Genomic DNA, 21,286 nt, shown 5'->3' on the forward strand with positions numbered 1-21,286 from the left:
CCCATTGCAGCGATCAGCGGCAATCAGCAGAGCAGGCACAAGGTCTGCGTCAGGCCTTGCCTTTCTCCCGCGCGTAACGTTGAAGGTCGCTTTTTAAAGGTTCAAGGTCGTGTCCGGCAGACTGGGCCGCGGCCATGAGGTCAGCGATGGGACATTGCGGCGCCTGTGAAAAGGCCCAAAGATGCGAAACTCGCCTGCCCGTGCGACAGAACCCGATCATCGGCGCAGGCGAAACCTCAAGCACCTGCGCGAATGCATCAATGTCCTGCTGGGAGTATTCACCCGGCTTAACGGGAATCTCTCGCCAGACCATGCCCAGGGACTCGGCTTTCGCCTGCAGGGCCACCATGTCCGGCTGGTCCTCGGTTTCTCCACGGGGCCGGTTAGAGATAATGGTTCGGTAACCCTCGCGCGCCAGGGTTTCAATATCCTCTAGCCCCGGCTGTGCTGTAACACTGAGGCGCTCGTCGAGCTGCTTGATATCCACGTAACTCTCCTTTTCTCTGGGAACGCTTTCAGTCTTTGAGAAAGCTTCTGGAATCCACTTCTGCTTGCCGTTGATGGCCGCAAACGTAGCCCGGCCCACTCCTACATCGCATTGTGGGCCTATCTCTGCGGTGCCAGTGCCGTCACATTTGCGCCTCAAACCCAGCGGCAACGCGCCAGGGTGTAGTACAACAAGGGCACGACCAGCAATGTCAGCAGGGTCGACACCGCCAGGCCGAAAACGAGCGAGATCGCCAGGCCATTGAATATCGGATCATTGAGTATGAAGTAGGCGCCGACGATCGCCGATATGGCTGTCAGCGCGATCGGCTTGACCCTCACCGCCCCGGCAAGCACGACGGCCTCGTCCAGATCCACCCCTTCAGCCAGCAACTGTCGGATGAACACGACCAGCAGGATGGAATTACGCACGATAATGCCGGCAAGAGCGATCATCCCGATCATGCTGGTGGCGGTGAACTCTTTTCCCAACAGCGCATGGCCGGGCATGATGCCGATCAGTGTCAGTGGGATGGGCGCCATGATCACCAGAGGCAGGATGTATGAGCGGAACTGTGCCACCAGCAAAACAAAAATCATGAAAACGCCAACGCTGTAGGCCGCCCCCATGTCGCGGAAGGTCTCGTAGGTAATCTGCCACTCACCGTCCCACTTCAGCGACGCGCGCTCAGGCACATCGGGCTGGCGAATGAAGAACTGCTCCGGCGCGTCCGCCTGCTGCTCCAACTGATCCACCATCCGGAACATACCGTACAGCGGCGAGTCGACTTCACCGGCCATGTCAGCGGTCACATAGCTCACCGGGAGCAGATCTTTGTGGTAACGCGCACCCAGCCAGTCAGCTTCCCGTATCTCTGCGATACTTGCCAGAGGAACCAGCTCTCCGCTACGGCTGCGCACAGCCAGCGACAGCAGGCCGGACTGCTGAGCCTTAGTGCCTTCCGCCAGAATAAGGCGGATGGGTACCGCGTACTTGGCGTTTTGGTCATGCAAGAAGCTGACGTTGGTGCCCCCAAGCAGCGTTTGCAGTGCCGACACGACCTGGGCCTGGGAAACGCCCATACGTGCGGCACGGTCCCGGTCTACCTCCACCTCCCACTGACGGGTAGGCGCCTCAAGCGTGGTATCGATATCGACCAGACCCGGGATCTCGCTCATGCCTTGGGCAAGCTCCCGCGCCAGTTCGGCACGTCGGGCCGGGGCCGCTCCGTAGACTTCCGCCACGACCGGCGATAGAACCGGCGGCCCCGGTGGGACCTCGACGATCTTGACCGCCGCACCGTAGCGCTCACCGATACCGCTCAATGGCCCGCGCAGCGCAAGCGCTATGGCATGGGACCGTCGGCTGCGGTGTTCTTCATCCGACAGGTTGATCTGTATGTCCCCCTGATAGGGCTGGTCGCGTAGGTAGTACTGCCGGACCAGGCCGTTGAAGTTGATCGGTGAACCGGTACCCGCGTAGGCCTGCCAGTTGGCAACCTCATCCACAGATTCCAGGTAATGGCCCATCTCCAGCAGCACGCGCTGGGTCTCCTCCATCGGCGTGTACTCGGGCATGTCCACCACGACCTGTAGTTCGGATTTATTATCGAACGGCAGCATCTTGAGGATCACGGCCAGGAACACTGGCAGCGACGCCGCAAGTAAGGTCAGGCCAACAATGCCCAGACCAAGCAGGCGGCGGCGCCAGGGGTGGTCGCCGAGAAAAGGCCCCAGCACCAAACGGAAAAGCCCCAAAATCCTTTGGTTGACGCCAGCGGCTGAGTTACTGGCCTGCTCCGCTTCTTCAGCGGCCTCGCCTTTTTTGTGCCTGAGCAGACGCAAGGCCAGCCAGGGCGCGACGACAAAAGCCACAATCTGCGACAGCACCATGCCGGCCGATGCGTTGATCGGGATTGGCCGCATGTACGGACCCATCAACCCGCTGACAAAAGCCATGGGAATCAGGGCCGCCATGACGGTCAGGCTTGCCATGATGGTCGGCGTGCCCACCTCATCCACGGCCAGCGGTATTATTTCCCTGATCGGGCGCCGGGTGTTCTGGATGCGCCGGTTGATGTTCTCGGTAATGACGATGCCATCATCCACCAGGATGCCGATAGAGAAAATCAGGGCAAACAGAGACACCCGGTTGAGCGTGAAGCCCCATGCCCAGGAGAACACGAGCGTCAGCAGCAGGGTAATGAGCACCGCCAGCCCCACAATCAGAGCCTGACGCCAACCCATCGCCGCGAGCACCAGCAGAACGACCGCGACCGTTGCGGAGACCAGATCGGTAATAAGCTTGGCCGATTTGGCCGAGGCGGTTTTGCCATAGTCCCGGGTGACCACCAACTCAATGCCGGGCGGCAACGACTTGTTGCGCAAACGCTCCAGGCGCTGTTCCACCTCCCGGGTGATATCAATGGCGTTTTCGCCGGGTTTCTTGGCGATAGCCAGGGTAACCGCCGGGTAGACATCACCGGGTTGTCCTGCCCGGCTGGCGTCATTGGCGGGCCCGAACCCCATCATCAGGCTCTGGTCCGGTACCGCACCACCCCGACGGATCTCGGCCACATCCTCCAGCCGCACCGCGGCGCCTTCGTTCACCCCGACAACCAGCCCGCGAAGCGTCTCAACACTATCCAGAAGCGTACCGGCCTGTACCGGTATGGACACTCGATCCTGCGTCACCCGGACTTCCTGGCTGCTGGCGTTGGCCGCTTCCAGCGCGCTACGGAGGTCGTCAACCGCGAGGTTGTAGCCCTTCAGCAGCGCTGCATCCACCTGCACGTCGACCCGGTCCGGGACGCCGGCCACGGTATAGACGTCGCGGGTGCCGGGGATCCGTTTGAGAGCGACTTCGAGCATGTGCGCGAGGCGCGTCAGCTCCTCCCCTGTATGCCGCTTGGCCGGATCGTAAAGCGTCAGCGTCATGATGGGCACATCATCGATGCCCTTGGGCTTAATCAGGGGCTGGCTGGCCCCCAGGTTTTGCGGTAGCCAGTCCTGGTTGGAGTAAACCTTGTTATAAAGCCGAACCAGAGCCTCCTGGCGCGGCACCCCTACCTCAAACTCAACAGTAATGAGCGCCTGGCCCTGGCGCGATACCGAGTAGACATGCTCAAGCCCTTCAATCTCGCTCAGTACCTGCTCGGCAGGCGTGGCAATAAGGCTTTCAACTTCCCGGGTGCTTGCGCCGGGCAACGCCACCATGATGTCGGCCATGGTGACATCAATCTGGGGCTCTTCTTCCTTTGGGGTGATGATGATCGCCAGAATCCCCAGCACCACCGAAAGAACGGCCAGTAAAGGCGTGAGCTTGGAGTCCTGAAAGACCCGGGCAATTGCGCCGGAGGGGCCGACTGAAGGTGTTTCTCCGCTCACGGGTTACGCTCCCGGTCGCTGGAAGCGTTATTTTCCGCCCCTGGCTGGCGCTCGGTATCATCCAGCTCGGTCGGATTGGTGACAACCCGCTCGCCTTCGCTCAGCCCCGCCAGCACTTCGATGCGCCCATTATCCCTTACACCGGTTCTGATCTGCCGCAGGCGCGGCCTGTCGCCCTCCCCGACCACATAAACAGCGCGCAACTCACTGCGCTGCACCAGGCTGCTGGCGGGGATCCAGAGTGCGCTACGCTCGCCGGCCGGTACACCTACCTTGACCAGCATGCCCGGAAACAGCGCACCCTCGGGCTCGTTCAGGGCCAATCGCAGGCGGAAGGTATGGGTCTCGGGGTCCGCGTAAGGGTAAAAGGTCATTCTGCCGCTTTCCAGGACGCGCCCGTCATCGAGGGTGATGCGCGCCTGGCGCTCCTCACGCACCCGGCTGGCGTACTGCTGGGGCAATTCGACAACGACCCGCAGTTGCTCCAGCGAGAGCCCGCTCAGAAGCGGTTGGCCCGGCCGTACCGACTCACCGATTTCGACATGGCGTTCGGTCAGGATGCCACTGTACGGCGCAACAACGCGGGTATATTCCAGCTCCTGCTCGGCCTCTTCAACGGCAGCACGGGCACTCTCCAGCCGGGCCCGCGCCGTGCTGAGGTTATTGCGTGCCTGATCGAAATCCTGCTGGGAGACAAACCCCTGCTCGTGCACTTCCTCGATCCGTTCGAACTGCCGGCGTGCATTCCCGAAGTTGGACTCCGCCTCTTGCAGACTGCCGCGGGCCTGGTTCAGCCGCGCCTGCTGTTCGCTGTCCTCCAGCTGTACGATCAGCTCGCCCGCCTCGACCGAATCATCCACATCAAACGGCAGACGCTGCACCGTACCGCTGGTCTGCGCCGACACGGTGCTCTGCTGGACCGCCTCGATAACACCGTCCAGATTGATGGTTTCCTGCAATACATCCCGGCGCACGGGCTCGTGGTTTAGCTGGGCGAGTGCCAGGCCCGGCAGACAAAGGAGCAGTAGCGACAGTGACCGGCTAAAAGGCGTCATCAGATTTCCCTGGGCTTAACATTCTGGTTCAATTGTTTGACTCATGTTTTAGCTCATGTTCCGACACGGTCAACGGGCAGACCCGCAGCCTTCCATGACGGGTAGCCGTCTTCGAGCCGGCGCACCTGAAACCCGTGACTGCGCAGAATCCGAACGGCCTCACGGGACAGAAAGCAGTATGGCCCCCGGCAGTAAGCCACAACTTCACGATTCTTCGGCAGCTGGTCCAGCATTTGTTCCAGCTTTTCCACAGGTATGTTTATCGCACCGCGCAAATGCCCGGACTGGAACTCATCCTGGGGCCGCACGTCCAGCACGGTCACCTCGCCGCGCTCCAGCTTGCTTCTCAGCGCGTCCCGGGAGATTGCCTCCAGCTCCCCAGCCCCGTCAGACTCAGGGAACAGCTTGCCCAACAACCGCTCCATTTCAGCCAGGTTGGTTTCAGCAATACCCCGCATCAGACACATCAATTGCATAATGCGCTCATCCGTCAGCCGGTAGAAAATCTGCCGACCGTCACGGCGGGCCGTGACAAGGCCGGCCCGCCGAAGGTGTTGCAAGTGCTGGGAGGTATTGCCAACCGTCAGATCAGCACAACTGGACAGCGTCTCGACGGGCGCTTCCCCTTGGGATAGGCGCTCAAGGAGCGTCAAGCGGTGTCCGTTGCCCATGGCCTTACCCACTTGGGCAAGGGTGTCAAAAAGAGCTTGGCGGGAATGGTTCATGGGCCCTCGTTGGTTCAATGCCTGAATGCATTCGGCAGTATACTCTAGCATTCAATAGAATATTATATAAAGAACGGAATGAGTCGGCGGATAGTGGACTCATTCTGCCCAATCCCGGGCTGAAAGCTGCTGTTTACATTGAGATAAGACGCTGCGTTCCCAGGACGAGAGCGCTTTTCTTCACGACAGGTTGGTTCAGGGCTGGGTGAGTTTGGGCTGGTCGGCGCCATCGGCGCTGCTGACAGTGGCGGATTTCGGATCGAAACGCATCAATGCCCGGGGGCAGGCGTGCCGCCCCCTTATTACCTTATTACCTTATTGCCTTATTACCTTATAAGCCGATGCTGCGCTGGCCGGGTGGTTTTGCAGCGTTTACCCCTGGGGACTTGCCGCCATTCGATCGCAATACTCCTGCAGGTGTTCGGGCAGCAGATCGGGACAGAGACCGCACTGTTTATTGCCGGGAACGGCATAATCGATAAACTTGGGGTACGCCAGATCAAGCCCACCCATAATTGCCCGAAACTCCGCCAGGCTCTTGCCCTGCCCTAACCGCGGATTACGCTCTTTCTCTTGGCGAATCGTCGAGACGCGCCTGTGATGATAGTCATGCGCGGGGTAGACCAGGTAGTCATCGGGAAAGGTAAACAGCTTTTCGGTCACAGTCCGGTACAGCATATCCACGTCGCCGTTCTGGAAGTCGGTTCGTCCGCAGCCGTCGATTAACAGTGCGTCTCCGGTAAACAGGCGGTCACCGAGTCGGTAGGAGAAATGGCCGTCAGTGTGCCCGGGCGTATGGATGGGCTGGAAGTTTAGCCTGCCTACCCTAAAAGGCTGGTCTTCTTCTATCCCGACATCGGTGCAGGGCAGACGGTCCATGGCTGGCATAGCTATTTTACTTCCGGTTCGCTGTTTCAGTTCGCGGGCGGAGGTAATGTGATCGGCGTGAATATGAGTGTCGAGGGAGTATGCGAGTGTAAGACCAAGCCCCGCTAGCTCTTTCAGGTCCCGCTCGATCGCATTGATCACGGGATCAATCAGCACCGCAAGTCCCGTATCTTCACAGCCGATAAGGTACGTGTAGGTATCAGAGACGGGTTCGTGCAACTGTCGGAAAATCATATAATGTCCTTCAGGCCAATGGCGATACCGCCGGGTTTTCAGGCTGCGCGAGGCAGGCCGCATTCTCTGTTTCAGCCGTCTGCCTGCGCCGGGCCTACCCTAAGGGCCTCAGAAACCCCCACCTACAGGAAGCGGCAGCCCTTCTGGGCATTGCTGCTTTCAATATATCGCAGCCTGGCCCGGGCTTTACCCCTATGGTTTCCGACGGAATAGCGCCGTCCCTCTCTTCCCAGCACATTCTGGTGCTCTGCCATGGCTTCCGGAGATGCACACCCTTCGGCCGTTTCAGGCCGGGCTGGTGCATCGGTCGACGAGCTTCGTTGTGCGTCGTTGCTGCAAAAGGCTGACGGGTTGTAGTCACTATCGCTCATTATTACCTCCACATTTTTCGCCCAATACACCTCTACGGACCGGTACTGTAGAATAAAGATCCCTATTGCTTCACGGTAATTGGAACAACATGGCAATGGTTAGTCCGTGGCTGCAATAAAACGCTTGCAGTACATTTCCACACCCTTGCTCCAATGTAACCTCCTGAGCCCGCTCAACTATTGCTTTGCGCATGGTCGCCGGATAGCCTGATAAGTACGGATAAGCAGTCAGGACGATTCCGCAACCGGTAAGGAGTACCGGTATGATCCACGGGCAAAGCAGCAAACCCTTCTCAGGCATGCAGCGTTTTTCCGCTCAGTGCCACTCCCCTGGTGTGTTCCAGCCAACTCCTGTTGCGTCCTGCCACCCGGCCAGCCACCCTATACGCAGCACACGCAGAAGCGGGCGAGGCAGCGCGATTCCAATCCGCAACGTTCTGTTCGGCCACCACTCACAAGATAACACCGCAACCGTCATGGGGCAGCTTGAGGACGGATCCTTAGCCCGTGGTTTTATCGACCTGTCGTCTATGCGCCAGGTCTTCGCCCACGGAGACCAAGACCTCGTTGCAACTGCAAGCGGTGAACAATCACAAGGAGTGACCCATGCCAAAGACCGCTGAAAGACTATTGGCCACGCTCAGCCATGAAGAGCGTAAGGCACTGACGCATGGCAGGCCCGTGTTCCGGCCACCCATGACCGGTAAATCGGCTAAACGTATTTTCTCCGATGACGATTGGCTGTTCGAGCGGAAACTTGAAGGGGTCAGGTGCCTTGCCGTGCGAGAGAATGGTATATCTCACCTTTATGACCGCGACGGCGAGCTATTGGATGCCAATTTTCCGGACATTCTTGAGGCTTTGGACAAGCTGCCCCCGGATGCCGTCGTCGATGGAGAGATAGTCGCGTTCGACGGCAAGAAAATGCGGCTCGCTTATCTGGAGCCCTACCTTGACCCAGGTAACTCTCAGCCCGGATATACACTCGAATCGGCCAATGACGACCACGCCGACGCCGAGCCTGCAGCCGCGCGGCGTGAGAAGCGGCCGCCACCTTGCTGGTTTTATCTTTTCGACCTTCTGCAGGTGGGTCCATATGACCTTCGCAAGCTACCGCTTGAAACGCGCAAATTGCTGTTGCGAAACCTGATCCGGTTCTCCAAACCGTTAAGATTCACCGACCATCGCCGGGCTGACGGTGAGCATCTGTTTGAGATTGCCTGCCGCAAGGATTGGGAAGGCATCGTCGCCAAGCGGGCAGCGAGTCCGTACCGCTCGGCCCGGGTCGACGACTGGCTGAAGATCAAATGCAAGCAGAGACAAGAACTGGTTATCGGCGGCTACACCGTCCCACCCGGCTCAAAAGGCGCATTCGGTGAACTGCTCATAGGTTATTTCGAGGGGCAGCAGTTCCGCTACGCCGGCAAAGTCGGCACCGGCTTTGACCACCAGTCGCTCGGCTCACTAAAGCAGGCGCTCGACCAGCATCGACAGCGCCAGTGCCCGTTTACCGACCCGATAGACGAGCAGAACTGCCACTGGCTGTCGCCCGAACTGGTCTGCGAAGTGGGCTTCACCGCCTGGACACGCGGCATGAAACTGCGCCAGCCGCGATACATGGGTCTGAGGCGGGGCCGGGATGCGCGCGCCATCGTGAGAGGGGATTCCCTGGAGGTGGCATGACGGTAAGGGAATACGAAGGGCACCGTATCGAGATTAAACGGGGCGACAAAGTCCTGTTCCCGGACACCGAGTATTCGAAGCGGGATCTGGTGGACTATTACAGCCGCGTTGCGCCCTGGATATTGCCACATACCACGGGTCGCCCGCTGACATTGAAACGGTATCCCGACGGCATCGGCAAAGCTGGCTTTTTCCAGAAGGAGGCCCCGGCGGCTTATCCCGAGTGGATTGAACGAATACCGGTACACACCAGCAAAGGCGAACAGCCCATGCTCAATGCCGACTCGGTGGGCGCATTGGCTTTCGTCGCCAACCAGGGGACTGTGGAGTTACATGTAGGCCTTTCAAAGTACCCGGACCTCGACTTTCCGGACCAACTGATATTTGACCTGGACCCGCAGGATGGGGATTTCAGCAAAGTCCAGCAGGCAGCCAGGGATACCCATACTCTCTGCGAAGAACTCGGCTTACCCGCCTTCCTGAAAACCACGGGCTCGAAAGGGCTGCACGTGGTCATTCCCATAGAGCCGGAATATTCCTTTGATGTCGTCCGCAATTTTGCCCGCAACTTCGCTCAGATTCTGGTCGACCGTTACCCTGACCGGTACACGCTTGAACATCGGATCAACAAGCGCGGAAACAAGCTCTACCTGGACGTATTGCGTAACGGCACGGCGCAAACCGCGATTGCGCCCTATTCGGTACGGGCTCTACCGGGTGCGCCTGTGGCAACGCCTCTGGGCTGGGACGAGCTGGGCGGCAAAAACATGAGGTCAGACAAGTACAACCTCGGCAATATTCTGCGTCGGTTGGGGCAGAAAGACGATCCCTGGCAGTCGTTCCATTCGGATGCCGTCCGGCTCTCTCATGTGATGAACGAGGTTGGCAAAAACTGAGTGGGCGCCCCCGAAGCCGGCCTTTTCGGTCATGCCGCAAATAAATGTTTAGCGGACGTAACCTGACAATCCCTGTCTGGAGCATTTCGCTGGCTCAGCCAGGGCAACAATCCTGATGGTTGCGGTAAAAAGCCATTTGTCAGCACCGACGTGGCTTTGTTAGAACTGGACAGGAAGAAACATAAAACCATGGAAGATCTCCTGAGGAGGACGCTCAATGAAAAAAGCTGTCGCACTCTTTCTTATGGCATTACCTGTGTTGCCCGCCGGAGCCTACGCCGCCACCTCCGGCACGGCGGTAGGGGCCAACCTGGCGATTGAAATGCATAAGGTCACCACGGACGGTATCGGCGAGCCCATGGGCGAAATGCGGGTCCTGGAGCATTCCGATGGTGTCCTGTTCGAGCCGGACCTGGAAGGTCTTGAGCCTGGGCTCCACGGATTCCACCTCCACCAGAACGGATCCTGCGGGCCAGAAAAGAAAAACGGGAAAGTGACGCCTGGCGGAGCAGCCGGCGGCCATTTCGATCCCCAGTCGAAGGGGGCTCATAACGGCCCCTATCAGGCCGGTCACCTGGGCGATCTGCCTGCCCTTTACGTGGCCGAAGACGGCACCGCCACTCACGAAGTGTTGGCGCCAAGACTACGGTTTGAGCAGGTTGCCGGGCATGCACTGATGATCCATCAGGGACCGGACAATTATTCCGACAATCCTGAAGCTCTGGGCGGCGGCGGCCCCAGAGTCGCCTGTGGCGTCATTCGTCCGGACTAACCCCTGGCATATCCACAACAGGAGAACTCCATGAAATCGAAAGCAGCAATTGGCGCGCTCACGCTAATTTTGGGCACCTCACCCTTCGCGGTTGCCCAGGAAAGGGAGCCTGCAGAACGCGGCGAAACGGCCAAAGAGAGTGAGCCGGTCAATGGCCAGCAGCAAACCGTCGAAATACACAGCGTTTCGGGCGACGGAAAAGGAAAATTCCTCGGTATAATCAGGGTGGAAAACCGCGTGGATGGTACCCTATTCCAGCCACAGATGGAGGGACTCCCCCCCGGGCTGCATGGGTTCCACATCCACGAGAATCCCAATTGCACCGCAAGCGCCGAAGAGGGGCAAGGCGCAATTGGAAAGGACATGGTACCGGCCGGCAATGCGGGCGGTCATCTCGACCCCGGTATAAAAGGCAACCATGCAGGTCCTTATGGCGACGGCCACGTGGGCGATTTACCAAACCTGTTTGTGCGGGAAGACGGTACGGCGCAGCATCCGGTTTTCGCGCCCCGAGTGAAGCTGATGGATGTAAAAAGTCATGCCCTGGTCATCCATGAGAATCCGGACAATTACACGGATGACCCGGAAAACGGCGGCAGTGGTGCCCGCATTGCCTGTGGTGCTGTGCCCTGATGCGTAGCATTACACGCCTGAGTGGCGCCTGTTCAGCAGATGCTGGTTACCAGACCCGGAGGGTACTTCCGGTCGAAGTAGCCAGCAAAGTGGGGCAAGCAAAGTACAGTGCGTTGGGGAACTTTGCTACCCAGTAACGGGCTATCCGCCCAACCAGCAACCAGACAGGCACCAGGAGTCACGATGAGAAAGATCTCACCAGAAGATTCAGATGCGGACTTAGTCCCTCAGGCAGATCTCACTGATGAAGAGCGTCTCTGGGCTACCTTTTCACACCTGTCGGGTTTGCTCGGATGGATTTTCCCGCTGGGAAATCTGATAGCTCCGGCGGCGCTGCTATGGTGGCACAAGGATCAGTCCCGTTTTGTTTCTGATCAGGCCAAAGAGGCGCTCAACTTTCAGCTGACGCTTACACTGGCGGTTATGGCGAGCGTCATGCTGATGTATGTGCTCATAGGATTTCTGTTGATGGGCCTGGTCATTTTCTACGGGTTCGTCATGCTCGTCATAGCTGCAGTAAAGGCCAATAAAGGCCGGTATTACCGCTACCCACTAACCTTCCGCTTCATCCCCTGAGCTGCTGCGGGGCGCGACCCGATACGCTGTCCTGAAGCACCCTCGCCCCGAATGCTCAATCCATGGCCGACAGCACGGCCAGACGCTCGCCCCAGAACGATTCCGGACTCGATCGCCAGGCAGCGTTGTGAAGCCAGGCCAGTGATTCGCGATCCCGGCATAGATGGCTCAGCTCACTACGGGTCAGGGCATCAGGACCGAAGTCCAGGCAGAGTTGTGCCAGGCGATTCAGTGACTCCCGCCGGACAACCCCCCGGGGCAACCGAGCCAGATCCTGATGCATACGGTTCAGGCGCGGCGACAGGATGGCTTCCTCGAACGAGGTAAGCCCATCCTGGTGAGGCGAAAGCCGACCCTGATCGGCAGCGTCCTCCATGAGCAAGGAACGCTGCCGCTCTTCGGGAATAATCAATAGCCCCCGCTTTTTGAATAAACGCCCCGCCCGCACACGGCTCAGGAGAACGCATGTCGGCGCAGCGAGAACCAGCGGAATAGCAACCGGCAACGACCAGAGGAAAAAGACGGTATCGAGGGTCCAGGCGAAGGCCGACCAGGCAAAGCCGATAACCATGCCCGGCGCCTGACTCACCAGGGCGTCTCGCCAGGTCGTCTCCTCGGTGCGATTCTGGCCCGCCCAACTGAGGGAGAAATTCAGGAAAGCGCCCAGTATGTAGCGACTGTGGGCCAGCATGCGCACCGGTGCGAGCAGAACGGAAATGAGAATCTCGATCATCACACTGAAAAAAAGGCGAATGAAGCCACCGAATTGACGGGCCTGGCGACGGACCAGCACATCGAATATGGCGAAGAATTTGGGCAGGAACAGCAGGGCCGCGGTACTGAGCGCGAGGCCGATGGCCCACTCCGGGCGCCATTCAGGCCACAGGGGAAAAAGGCCCTGGTGATCCTCGGGAAAGTAGTCGATGGGGGTCAGCGCCATTTGAGTCGCTTCCACCGTGGTCAGTATCAGGAACAAGAGCCATAACGGCGAGGCGACGTATGCCATGATGCCGTTGAGAAAAGCCATACGGTGGGCAAACCGGAGCTTACGACCGAACAGCATGATCCATAGATGCTGCAGGTTGCCTTTTGACCACCGCTCGTCACGGGTCAGTTCGTCGCCCAGGGTGGGCGGCGATTCCTCGTGGCTCTGCCCCAGCCCGGGCTCCAGCCAGACTTCATACCCGGCGCGACCCATGTATGCGGCCTCGACAAAATCGTGGCTCATAATGGGCCCCTTGAAGAGCCCGAACCCGGGCAGCTTGCGCAGGCCACAGTGGCGCATGAAGGCATCGTTACGAATGATTGCGTTGTGCCCCCAGAAGGCGGCGTCCCCCATCTGTACTGCCGCCAGGCCGGTGGCAAACAACGGTGAATAAACCCGGTTGGCGAACTGCTGGAGGCGAGCAAACAAGGACTGACCGTTGATCAATGTGGGATTGGTTTGCAGGATGCCGGTTCGCGGTTCCCGCTGCATGAGTTGCACCATGCGTACCAGCGTCTTCCCGCTGAGCAGGCTGTCGGCGTCAAGCACCACCATATAGCGGCTGCGCCTGCCCCAGCGGCGCAGAAAGTCCGCGACGTTACCGCTCTTATAGTTGAGGTTGACGGTCCGCCTGCGGTAGAAAAGCCTGCCTTCGGCACCGAGCTCGTCGCACATGTATTGCCACGCAGTCTGCTCTTCAAGCCAGACGTCGGGATCACGGCTGTCCGACAGAATGTAGAACTCAAAATGCTCCAACTGGCCTGTACGCTCCAGGTCCCGGTAGACCGCCCGGAGTCCGCGAAGCGTCTTCTGCACCGGCTCATGATAGATCGGCATCACTATGGCCGTTCTGGCCAGGGGTGTTGCGTCAAGTTGTTCAGGCGTATGGCGCTTGAGCAAGGAGTAGCGGTCACCGCCCGTCAGGCGGATGACCAGGCCGAACACTGCCGTCCAGAACCCTACGGCAATCCAGGAGTAAAGCAGTGCGAACAAGGCCAGCAGAGCCTGTTCCAGAACCGTGCCGCCATGGTAAGGGAGTATCCACAGGAGGTAGTAACAAGCGATAGCCGTTTGTCCGAACACAAACACGGCCAATAAGGCCCGGCGTATGAAGGCGATTCCGCGCCAGCGGAATGGCCGCTCTGCCTTTTTTGCGGACATCTTCGACCCGATAGCCTCAGACATGTGGGTTATACCCGATACTGCCCCTTTCCAGCGGAGGCCGTTGACTCGGCACTTGCGGCTCGGGCAGTTGAAAGAACTCGGGAATCTTGTCGAGCGCCCGCTCCATGACTCCGGCGCTGCCTTCGGACAGCGCCGCATCCACAACTTCCAGCGCCATCCGACAGACGTCGTTTGTTGGCGTTATGCCATAGCCCCTCAGGTAGGCTATGACGCGGTCCAGCGCCTGCTGGCAGATTGCTTTGGCCATACTTCTACATCCTTGTTCATCGGCCGGCGCGGACGTCTTCACCCGCGGGGAGTTCGTAGGTCCAGGTTTCGGTCAGAGGTTTGTTGTCCAGGCTCAGATAGGCCCGCAGCGCCAGTGTCTGCTCCGGTGCCGGGCGAACCAGCATCGAGATCCGCCAGCGGTCCGTGGGCCCGATGTGTTCGACAAAATGTTCCAGGACTTCCACTGACTTTCCGCCAGAAACCTTGCTCACGACCGCAGCAGTCGGGTCGAGTTTATCCAGAGGTCCGCCGGCGAAATCGACGATCATCCGGTATGCCCCGGCTTCAGCACCGCCACCCAGGCGGTTGCCATCTCCGAGGAAGGTTTGCACTGCAGGCGCCAGCGGCTGGCCGGTAATGTCGGGGCCGCCGAACGTTACGCTGTAACCGAAATTGAGTTCATCCCCGGACTCAACCGGCGTTTGAGGACGCCAGAAAGCCACAATATTGTCGTTCGCTTCCGAGCTCGTGGGAATTTCAACCAGTACCACCTCGCCCTTGCCCCAATCACCTTCTGTTTCAACCCAGGCGCTGGGCCTTTTGTCGTAGCGGGCACTCATGTCTTCATAGCCGGAAAACCCGGTGTCGCGCTGCATTAACCCGAAGCCCTGCACATTGTTGGTCTGCAGGTAACTCATGCGGAGCGAGCGTGGGTTAATCAAAGGTCGCCATAGCCACTCGCCTGAGACACCGTCGTGAATGAGGAGCCCATCGGAGTCATGGACCTGGGGGCGCCACTCACCCGCAGGTTTCACTGTGTTGGAACCGTAGTAGAACATGCTTGTAAGAGGCGCCACACCGAGCAGCCCGATGTTCTCCCGGAAAAACAGCCGGGATCTGACCTCGACCCGGGTCTGATCTCCGGGGTAAACCTCAAAGCGGTAGGCGCCAGTCACGCTCGGGCCGTCCAGCAGTCCATACACGACCATGGAATCAGCATCCGCCGAAGGGCGGACCAGCCAGTACTCGACAAAATTGGGGAACTCTTCTCCGGAGCGCAGCCCTGTGTCTACCGCAATACCTCGTCCGGAAACGCCAAAGGTATTGGCGCTTCCCACACCGCGAAAATAACTGGCGCCCGCGAACACCAGAAACTGGTTCTGGGTATCGGGTGTGTTGAGCGGGTAAGTCACCTTGAAGCCGGCATAGCCGAGGTCGGCGGGAATGCGTTTCGCCAGTTCCTCAGTGGGGTAGGTGAAGTCACTCTTGCGGAACGGGATCTCCCGTACGCCTTCGCTGTCGACCTGGTTGAGCTGGACCGGATGCCCGTAGAACATACCCGGGGTCACCGTCATGATTTCGAAATCCGAGTTGTCGCTTTGCCACAGACTGGCCTCCGGCTTGAAACGGATCTCCTGGTACTGGTTATAGCTAAGGTCCTGCAGGAACTGTGGCACCTCCGGAGGCGCCTGGTAGGCTTGACCGGCCCGCTGCCTCGCTTTTTCAATGACTGCATTGAAGTCGAACGGCTGTGCTTTTTCCTCGCCCGATCCGACTACCGGTACCGCCGCTATGGCGATACCCAAACAGATCCCAGCAAGGGCACGGATTGACGACATTGGACTTCCATCTCCATATTTACAGATTTATGCGAAATCCTTGACCTGTACAGGACCCAAGGCATTTTGCACTGACTTCAAACAGACGGGTCCGGCCCACCGAATCCGACAGGACAGAGGCGAGCTATTACGACAGGCGGCAGGCCTCCTGCCATTACCTGATTTCGGCCTGATCTTCGGATAGCGCTAGCCGTGCGTGAGCTGGAGAGCTTTTGCTTGCGTGTGATCCCGGCATCAGTTCAGAAAGCGTCTTCTCAGGAGACTCATACCGTCTCAACTCATGATATAACACAGGCCCCGGAGCCCGTCTTCAAGTGACAACTCTGTAACGACGCCTCCGCGAACATTACAACCTTGAAGGTCAGCCATGAAGGCAGCAGCCAGGTCCGGACTCACAGCTGTCACACTCGCGTTCGTTATGAACGTCATGGCAAACCCCGTGTATCGCTGCGAATCCGCCGACGGGATAAGCTATGGCGAGTTCCCCTGCGAGCCGGGATCAGAACCGATGGAACGGGATGTTCCCGACCGGCCCGGTACTTTCCAGGTTCTGCCTATCCCTCGCGTCCCCTCCCAACAACCGGGCAACGCCAACAAACGCCACGACCTCATCAATGGCCCAGACACACCTGCTGAAACCGGAGCCTCTCCCTGTCGGTTTTTTCAGTCCACAGTTCTGCGAACTCATCTGATTCGGGGCGAGGTACTGCCGGGCATGCGCCGGACTGACGTTACTAGAGCCTGGGGCGATCCGGCCGAGTCATGGCAGGAGCCGGTTGAGATGTGGACCTACGAGACCCGATACCATGGGCGGCTCGCCAGGATCCAGCGTGTCTATTTTGAGGAAGGCTGCGTCACGACGATCGAGTCCGCCCCACCCTGAGTCCTCGTACCTCAGCTTACGCGTGAATGTCCGGCGCCTGCGTGAGCAGATATTGCACCGGCGGTATACGAGGCTTACTGTTAGCGCCACATCAGATCAGAGGAGCCGCAGTGAATGAACAAGGTCGAGGCGCTGCCTGGAACAGACTTCTGCTTCGAGCACCTGGAGGGTGCGCTGCCGGCGCTCATGGTTCGCCATCCGGCATTCACCGCTTCGCTGCTGTTACAGGGCGGCCAATTGATCCGGTTCAGTCCCCGCGGGCGATCCAACTGGCTCTGGCTCAGCGATCAGGAGCGCTTCATCGCGGGCAAGGCCGTGCGCGGCGGTATACCCATATGCTGGCCCTGGTTTGGCGCACCCTCTCGCAACCCCGAAGCCGTCCAGCGACAAGTCAAAGTGGATAAGGCCCATGGCTTCGCTCGCCTGGCTGACTGGTCGCTGGAAACCGTAGAAGAAACACCAGACAGGGTTCGCATCACGTTGATGCTGGACTGCACGGCTGCAGACGGTGAAGCAGAGAACTGGACCGGCCGCGCTTGCGTCAGAGTGCATTTCGGGCTGTCCGCGGACGCCCTTGAAGTGACATTGGAAACGTCGAACACTGGCGCCGAGCATGTCTGGATAACTCAGGCCCTGCACAGTTATTTCCCTACCCCGGACGTCCATCGCACAACCATCCGCGGGCTCGACGGACAACCCTACGTCGATGCGCTGAGAGACTGGCGCACCTTCGAGCAAATCGGACCCGTAACCTTCAGCGCAGAAACCGATCGGATCTATCAGGTGACGGGGCCACTGCAGCTAACGACGCCAGACACGCAGCTACAGCTTGAGCCGCAGGGGTCACGTTCAGCCGTCGTCTGGAACCCCTGGGCAGAAAAGTCGAAAACACTCAGCCACTTTTCGCCCTCTGCCTGGGAGAGAATGTTTTGTGTGGAGACAGCCAACGTGCTTGAAGATGCTGTCTGCCTTGCACCCGGCGCTACCCACCGCATGGGCTTAATCCTGACCGAATCCTGAGAAAACGCTAGCGCCCTGGCCGGTTACCGCACGTACCCGCCGCCGGCAATAACCTGGATGTCAGCGCGGGCTCTACCGTTCCGTTCACGAACGCAAGCTGCTGTCTATACCTATGGACCTTTGCTACGATTGCAGTCATGCCACACATTTATCAGCGAAATACAGGGCCTTGCGCGCAGCAGCCTCACCCGCTCGATGCTGAAGCACGACTTATCTACGACCTCAAGCTACGCCTGGGATCCATGCATGCCTGCCAGCGGCTAGGCATCGAACGGGAGGCCGAGTCGAAGGTTATCGGGCAGGGATTGAACCTGTTCCATCCGGAAAACTGGTACTCGATGCATGCCGCTATCCGACTTTGTCTTCGCATGGTCGGCTTGCTGAAACGGGGCCAGCGGAACAGCCGGCGCATCCGCGTGGTTGAGAATCGTTTTGTACATCCTCACCTGCCGGCGTCCTTCGAAGGCTATCGCATCCTGCACCTCAGCGACCTTCACGTGGATATGGATGAAGCCAACCTGCATAACCTGATCGAATGCGTGCGGCCCCTGGAATACGACCTGTGCGTACTTACCGGCGACTACCGCCGGGCCACATCGGGGCCGGTTGAAGATGCGCTTGACGGAATGCGGCGGCTACGCCCGCATTTGCAAGGCGACGTGCTGACGGTGCTGGGGAACCACGACAGCATCCGGATGCTGCCCTCGCTCGAAGAAATGGGCTACCAATGCCTTATGAACGAACACGTCGCGATACAGAGCGATGAAGATACCCTCTGGATCGCAGGCGTAGACGACCCTCATTATTACCGTGCCGACAACATGGAGAAAGCCACGGAGGCTTTCCCCGCCGGCGCTTTCAGTTTGCTGCTTTCCCATACGCCAGAGATTTATCGCCAGGCAGCCCATGGCGGCTTTTCGCTGTTCCTGTGCGGGCACACCCACGGGGGCCAGATCTGCCTTCCCGGCGGTTATCCTCTGACACTCGATGCCAACTGCCCCAGGTTTGTAGGCAAGGGCCTGTGGCAATACGAGGGCATGCAGGGCTACACCTCCGCAGGCTCGGGAACTTCCATTGTCAACGTCCGCCTGAACTGCCCGCCTGAAGTGACCCTGCACACCCTGAGCCGAGGCCCACGCTGACACAACCAGTGCGTTACTGTTGCTAGCCGTTCCTGGCTATAGCCGATGGCCTGGATGGGCTGTTTGGTGCGCTTTTTAGCTTGTCGACTGAATGAAGAATATGACAAAGATTAATGCGGCCGCTGGCGAATGCCCAGGCGGTAAAGCAGCGGCGAGATTCCGGTCACCACGATAAAGAAAAGCAGACACGCTACAATGACCGTCAGCCAGCCCACGCCCATCCACCAATGGCTCAAGAGCATGGGCAACAGGGCTTCCGGGAACTGATCGAGACCGGTTGACCGGGCGCTGGGTTCGAGTGCACGGCGGCGCTTGAGGTAGCTCGATATCAGGTCGCCGAACATGGCCATAAAGCCGAAAATCATTCCGAAGCCAAACCCCAGGCCGAGCAAGGCGGCGGCCGCACCTGTTACCAGTACTGAAACGACCAGGCCGCGCCAGGTTTTGCTTCTGCCCAGCAACGGATAGCCGTCGCGCGCGACGCGTCCCCCATCCAGGGGCCAGTTCCAGCCAGTTGGGGTGAGATTGCGCGCCAATACAGGCGAGCCATTGGCCGTCACCAGCAGAAAAACAAGCGCAAGCAGATCTGCCAGCCAGCTCATCACCAGGGCCAGTACCCCCTAAGCACCAGGCACCCCGCCGCGAGTCAGGTGCAGCGGATCCATCAGTTTCTCCAGATCAGCGCGGGAAATGTCTGTATCTTCCTCTGCCACATCGATCACCGCCCGGCCTTCCTGGTAGGCGCGCTTGGCGATTTTCGCTGCATTGGCGTAGCCAATGACGGGGTTCAACGCCGTTACCAGCACAGGATTTCGTCCCACAGCAGCCTTGAGGCGGTCAGAGTTGACCTCAAAACCTGCGATAGCGCTGTCGGCCAGCAACACCGAAGCCCGTGACGCCAGTTTGAGCATCTCGAGCAGATTGCTGGCTACCAGGGGGAGCATCACATTCAACTGGAAGTTCCCCGACTGCGCCGCCATGCCATTAGCCGTGTCCAGCGCCATCAACTGAGTCGCCACCATCGCAACCGACTCGGGAATCACCGGGTTCACTTTGCCCGGCATGATGCTGCTACCGGGCTGAAGCGCAGGCAGGCTGATCTCGGCCAGTCCATGAATGGGACCGCTGTTCATCCAGCGCAGATCGTTGGCGATTTTCATCAGCACCACGGCGAGTCCACGCAGCTGCCCGGAAAGCGCCAGGGGCGCATCGAGGCCGCTCTGGCCAACAAACTTGTGATCCATCGTCGTGAAGTCGAGGCCGGTCAGATTATACAGTTCTTCAGTTATGAGGCCGGCAAACTCGGGGGCCGCATTTACCCCGGTGCCCACGGCTGTGCCACCCTGGGGAATGGCGAGCAAACCCGGCATCGTGGCTTCGATACGGTGCCGGGCCGCAGCCAGTTGCTCGCGCCAGGTCCGCAGCTCCTGCCCCAAAGTAACCGGCATGGCGTCCATCAGGTGGGTGCGCCCCGTCTTCACCTCATCCTTTAACTCACCTTCGCGGGCACCGATCGTGGCTTCCAGGTGCCTGATCGCCGGAAGCAGGTCTTCGGTGACAGCCAGCGCGCCACTTATGTGAATCGCACTGGGGATCACGTCATTACTGCTCTGACTCATGTTGATGTGATCGTTCGGGTTGACCGGTTCCGGGCTGCTGCGCGTTGCCAGCGTCGCCAGTACCTCATTGACGTTCATGTTGGTACTCGTGCCCGACCCGGTCTGGTAGACATCAACCGGGAACTGGTCTTCGTGAGCGCCCGACAATAACTGGTCGCAGCCATGGACGATGGCTTTGGCCCGTTCCTGGTCAAGTTGACCCAGGCTTTGATTGGCCAGGGCAGCACAGCGCTTGAGCCGGACGACGGCATGGATGAAACGGGTCGGAAGGGGCCGCCCGCTGACCGGGAAATTGTCGATTGCCCGCTGTGTCTGAGCGCCCCAGAGCGCCTGCTCCGGGACCTCTACCGCACCCAGACTGTCATGTTCGGTTCGTGTATTCATGATTGCTCTGCTCCCTTCTGTGGCTCCGGCGGCGGGTTGCCACCGCCGGTTTCCAGGTCCCTGGAAAACCCGCCCCCCTACAACTCTCCCGGCAGCAAAAACGGGACCGTGACATTTGCTGACCTAGGATGACGCGGCGTGATGGTCGTGCAGACGGACATGGTCGCAGATCGCGGCAACGTTACGAAAGTCGACGATGACCGTATGCACGCTATTGCTTGACGTATCGTGCAGGTGGAACTTGAAACGCTGTTGTTGCTCCCCCTGTAGAAAGCGGTCGTACTCCCGGAACAGTTCGCGCACATCGGTAGGCGCGTCCTTACTCCAGGTGGCCAGGAACGGCCCGAGAACAGCGCCGCCATTAAGGCAAAGCGTGACTTCGTGGTCTGATTTCGCATCTTCGGGAATAAACATCGGCGTCATCCTTGGAATAGGTGTGTTGAAAGCCACAATTACATTACCTGCAGCTGCCCCCTGAAGCATAGCTCAGGCGCATCGCCCGTCCCTATGCGGACCTGCTCAAATTACAATCGCAC

General features: G+C 59.2%; 21 protein-coding genes. 9 read left to right on the forward strand and 12 right to left on the reverse strand.

Features of this window, described 5'->3' with window-relative positions; all coding sequences use genetic code 11:
- Positions 1-49 precede the first annotated feature (49 nt).
- From soil367_RS13780 to soil367_RS13805, 6 genes are all read right to left on the reverse strand, one after another.
- Positions 50-487, reverse strand: coding sequence for a protein tyrosine phosphatase family protein (locus tag soil367_RS13780; RefSeq protein WP_136549642.1), 438 nt, complete (start codon positions 485-487; stop codon positions 50-52).
- Positions 488-642: 155 nt separating this feature from the next.
- On the reverse strand, positions 643-3,873 hold the full coding sequence (locus tag soil367_RS13785) for an efflux RND transporter permease subunit (protein WP_136549643.1): 3,231 nt from the start codon (positions 3,871-3,873) through the stop codon (positions 643-645).
- Positions 3,870-4,928 carry an efflux RND transporter periplasmic adaptor subunit gene (locus tag soil367_RS13790; protein WP_136549644.1) on the reverse strand — a complete coding sequence of 353 codons (1,059 nt, stop codon included), beginning with the start codon at positions 4,926-4,928 and terminating at the stop codon, positions 3,870-3,872. The genes soil367_RS13785 and soil367_RS13790 overlap by 4 nt, the downstream gene beginning before the upstream one ends.
- A gap of 53 nt (positions 4,929-4,981) precedes the next feature.
- A complete protein-coding gene (locus soil367_RS13795) occupies positions 4,982-5,653 on the reverse strand; it encodes an ArsR/SmtB family transcription factor (RefSeq protein WP_136549645.1) in 672 nt (223 codons plus the stop codon).
- Positions 5,654-6,025: 372 nt separating this feature from the next.
- A complete protein-coding gene (locus soil367_RS13800; RefSeq protein ID WP_136549646.1) occupies positions 6,026-6,775 on the reverse strand; it encodes an MBL fold metallo-hydrolase in 750 nt (249 codons plus the stop codon).
- A gap of 122 nt (positions 6,776-6,897) precedes the next feature.
- Positions 6,898-7,146, reverse strand: coding sequence for a hypothetical protein (locus soil367_RS13805; RefSeq protein WP_136549647.1), 249 nt, complete (start codon positions 7,144-7,146; stop codon positions 6,898-6,900).
- 263 nt (positions 7,147-7,409) lie between these two features.
- Between soil367_RS13805 and soil367_RS13810 the strand changes: the two genes are divergently transcribed.
- From soil367_RS13810 to soil367_RS13835, 6 genes are all read left to right on the forward strand, one after another.
- Entirely contained in the window at positions 7,410-7,769 is a 360-nt protein-coding gene (locus tag soil367_RS13810) for a hypothetical protein (RefSeq protein WP_136549648.1), read from the forward strand.
- Positions 7,753-8,829 (forward strand): non-homologous end-joining DNA ligase, encoded by a 1,077-nt coding sequence (ligD, locus tag soil367_RS13815; protein ID WP_216642723.1) that lies wholly within the window; start codon positions 7,753-7,755, stop codon positions 8,827-8,829. Before soil367_RS13810 ends, ligD (soil367_RS13815) begins: the two co-directional genes overlap by 17 nt.
- A complete protein-coding gene (gene ligD / locus soil367_RS13820) occupies positions 8,826-9,725 on the forward strand; it encodes a non-homologous end-joining DNA ligase (protein WP_136549649.1) in 900 nt (299 codons plus the stop codon). The genes ligD (soil367_RS13815) and ligD (soil367_RS13820) overlap by 4 nt, the downstream gene beginning before the upstream one ends.
- 217 nt (positions 9,726-9,942) lie before the next feature.
- Positions 9,943-10,497, forward strand: a complete 555-nt coding sequence (gene sodC / locus soil367_RS13825) for a superoxide dismutase family protein (RefSeq protein WP_136549650.1) — start codon at positions 9,943-9,945, stop codon at positions 10,495-10,497.
- 30 nt (positions 10,498-10,527) lie between these two features.
- The gene (locus tag soil367_RS13830; protein WP_136549651.1) at positions 10,528-11,130 is read left to right on the forward strand and encodes a superoxide dismutase family protein; all 603 of its coding nucleotides are present in this window, start codon (positions 10,528-10,530) and stop codon (positions 11,128-11,130) included.
- A gap of 183 nt (positions 11,131-11,313) precedes the next feature.
- A complete protein-coding gene (locus soil367_RS13835; RefSeq protein WP_136549652.1) occupies positions 11,314-11,706 on the forward strand; it encodes a DUF4870 domain-containing protein in 393 nt (130 codons plus the stop codon).
- 55 nt (positions 11,707-11,761) lie between these two features.
- On the opposite strand, the gene mdoH is transcribed toward soil367_RS13835, so the two are convergent.
- Genes mdoH through soil367_RS13850 form a run of 3 tightly spaced genes read right to left on the reverse strand, consistent with a single transcriptional unit; the run spans position 11,762 to position 15,702 of the window.
- Positions 11,762-13,876, reverse strand: a complete 2,115-nt coding sequence (gene mdoH / locus soil367_RS13840; RefSeq protein WP_246065319.1) for a glucans biosynthesis glucosyltransferase MdoH — start codon at positions 13,874-13,876, stop codon at positions 11,762-11,764.
- Positions 13,869-14,123, reverse strand: a complete 255-nt coding sequence (locus soil367_RS13845; RefSeq protein ID WP_136549653.1) for a hypothetical protein — start codon at positions 14,121-14,123, stop codon at positions 13,869-13,871. Before soil367_RS13845 ends, mdoH begins: the two co-directional genes overlap by 8 nt.
- Before the next feature lie 16 nt (positions 14,124-14,139).
- Positions 14,140-15,702: a glucan biosynthesis protein G gene (locus tag soil367_RS13850; protein ID WP_136549654.1), complete on the reverse strand. Its 1,563-nt coding sequence runs from the start codon at positions 15,700-15,702 to the stop codon at positions 14,140-14,142.
- A 367-nt stretch (positions 15,703-16,069) separates the two neighbouring features.
- On the opposite strand from soil367_RS13850, the gene soil367_RS13855 reads away from it, so the two are divergent.
- The 3 genes from soil367_RS13855 to soil367_RS13865 all read left to right on the forward strand — a co-directional run bounded on the left by soil367_RS13855 (position 16,070) and on the right by soil367_RS13865 (position 18,747).
- Positions 16,070-16,585: a hypothetical protein gene (locus soil367_RS13855; protein ID WP_136549655.1), complete on the forward strand. Its 516-nt coding sequence runs from the start codon at positions 16,070-16,072 to the stop codon at positions 16,583-16,585.
- 114 nt (positions 16,586-16,699) lie between these two features.
- On the forward strand, positions 16,700-17,605 hold the full coding sequence (locus tag soil367_RS13860) for a D-hexose-6-phosphate mutarotase (protein WP_136549656.1): 906 nt from the start codon (positions 16,700-16,702) through the stop codon (positions 17,603-17,605).
- Positions 17,606-17,742: 137 nt separating this feature from the next.
- A complete protein-coding gene (locus tag soil367_RS13865; RefSeq protein ID WP_136549657.1) occupies positions 17,743-18,747 on the forward strand; it encodes a metallophosphoesterase in 1,005 nt (334 codons plus the stop codon).
- A 110-nt stretch (positions 18,748-18,857) separates the two neighbouring features.
- Here soil367_RS13865 and soil367_RS13870 read toward each other — a convergent pair whose 3' ends face one another.
- The 3 genes from soil367_RS13870 to soil367_RS13880 all read right to left on the reverse strand — a co-directional run bounded on the left by soil367_RS13870 (position 18,858) and on the right by soil367_RS13880 (position 21,164).
- Positions 18,858-19,349 carry a CDP-archaeol synthase gene (locus tag soil367_RS13870; RefSeq protein WP_172962352.1) on the reverse strand — a complete coding sequence of 164 codons (492 nt, stop codon included), beginning with the start codon at positions 19,347-19,349 and terminating at the stop codon, positions 18,858-18,860.
- 18 nt (positions 19,350-19,367) lie between these two features.
- Positions 19,368-20,753 (reverse strand): class II fumarate hydratase, encoded by a 1,386-nt coding sequence (locus soil367_RS13875; protein WP_136549658.1) that lies wholly within the window; start codon positions 20,751-20,753, stop codon positions 19,368-19,370.
- 120 nt (positions 20,754-20,873) lie between these two features.
- On the reverse strand, positions 20,874-21,164 hold the full coding sequence (locus tag soil367_RS13880; protein WP_136549659.1) for a hypothetical protein: 291 nt from the start codon (positions 21,162-21,164) through the stop codon (positions 20,874-20,876).
- Positions 21,165-21,286 lie beyond the last annotated feature (122 nt).

It is taken from the genome of Hydrocarboniclastica marina (assembly GCF_004851605.1).
GTDB lineage: Bacteria > Pseudomonadota > Gammaproteobacteria > Pseudomonadales > Oleiphilaceae > Hydrocarboniclastica > Hydrocarboniclastica marina.

Coding starts and splice junctions, on each gene's coding strand:
- soil367_RS13860 (WP_136549656.1), top strand. CDS start 16,700: ATGAACAAGGTCGAGGCGCTGCCTGGAACAGACTTCTGCTTCGAGCAC.
- ligD (WP_136549649.1), top strand. CDS start 8,826: ATGACGGTAAGGGAATACGAAGGGCACCGTATCGAGATTAAACGGGGC.
- sodC (WP_136549650.1), top strand. CDS start 9,943: ATGAAAAAAGCTGTCGCACTCTTTCTTATGGCATTACCTGTGTTGCCC.
- soil367_RS13800 (WP_136549646.1), bottom strand. CDS start 6,775: ATGATTTTCCGACAGTTGCACGAACCCGTCTCTGATACCTACACGTAC.
- soil367_RS13845 (WP_136549653.1), bottom strand. CDS start 14,123: ATGGCCAAAGCAATCTGCCAGCAGGCGCTGGACCGCGTCATAGCCTAC.
- soil367_RS13870 (WP_172962352.1), bottom strand. CDS start 19,349: ATGAGCTGGCTGGCAGATCTGCTTGCGCTTGTTTTTCTGCTGGTGACG.
- soil367_RS13790 (WP_136549644.1), bottom strand. CDS start 4,928: ATGACGCCTTTTAGCCGGTCACTGTCGCTACTGCTCCTTTGTCTGCCG.
- soil367_RS13835 (WP_136549652.1), top strand. CDS start 11,314: ATGAGAAAGATCTCACCAGAAGATTCAGATGCGGACTTAGTCCCTCAG.
- soil367_RS13795 (WP_136549645.1), bottom strand. CDS start 5,653: ATGAACCATTCCCGCCAAGCTCTTTTTGACACCCTTGCCCAAGTGGGT.
- soil367_RS13880 (WP_136549659.1), bottom strand. CDS start 21,164: ATGTTTATTCCCGAAGATGCGAAATCAGACCACGAAGTCACGCTTTGC.
- soil367_RS13805 (WP_136549647.1), bottom strand. CDS start 7,146: ATGAGCGATAGTGACTACAACCCGTCAGCCTTTTGCAGCAACGACGCA.
- soil367_RS13855 (WP_136549655.1), top strand. CDS start 16,070: ATGAAGGCAGCAGCCAGGTCCGGACTCACAGCTGTCACACTCGCGTTC.
- mdoH (WP_246065319.1), bottom strand. CDS start 13,876: ATGTCTGAGGCTATCGGGTCGAAGATGTCCGCAAAAAAGGCAGAGCGG.
- soil367_RS13830 (WP_136549651.1), top strand. CDS start 10,528: ATGAAATCGAAAGCAGCAATTGGCGCGCTCACGCTAATTTTGGGCACC.
- soil367_RS13850 (WP_136549654.1), bottom strand. CDS start 15,702: ATGTCGTCAATCCGTGCCCTTGCTGGGATCTGTTTGGGTATCGCCATA.
- soil367_RS13810 (WP_136549648.1), top strand. CDS start 7,410: ATGATCCACGGGCAAAGCAGCAAACCCTTCTCAGGCATGCAGCGTTTT.
- ligD (WP_216642723.1), top strand. CDS start 7,753: ATGCCAAAGACCGCTGAAAGACTATTGGCCACGCTCAGCCATGAAGAG.
- soil367_RS13865 (WP_136549657.1), top strand. CDS start 17,743: ATGCCACACATTTATCAGCGAAATACAGGGCCTTGCGCGCAGCAGCCT.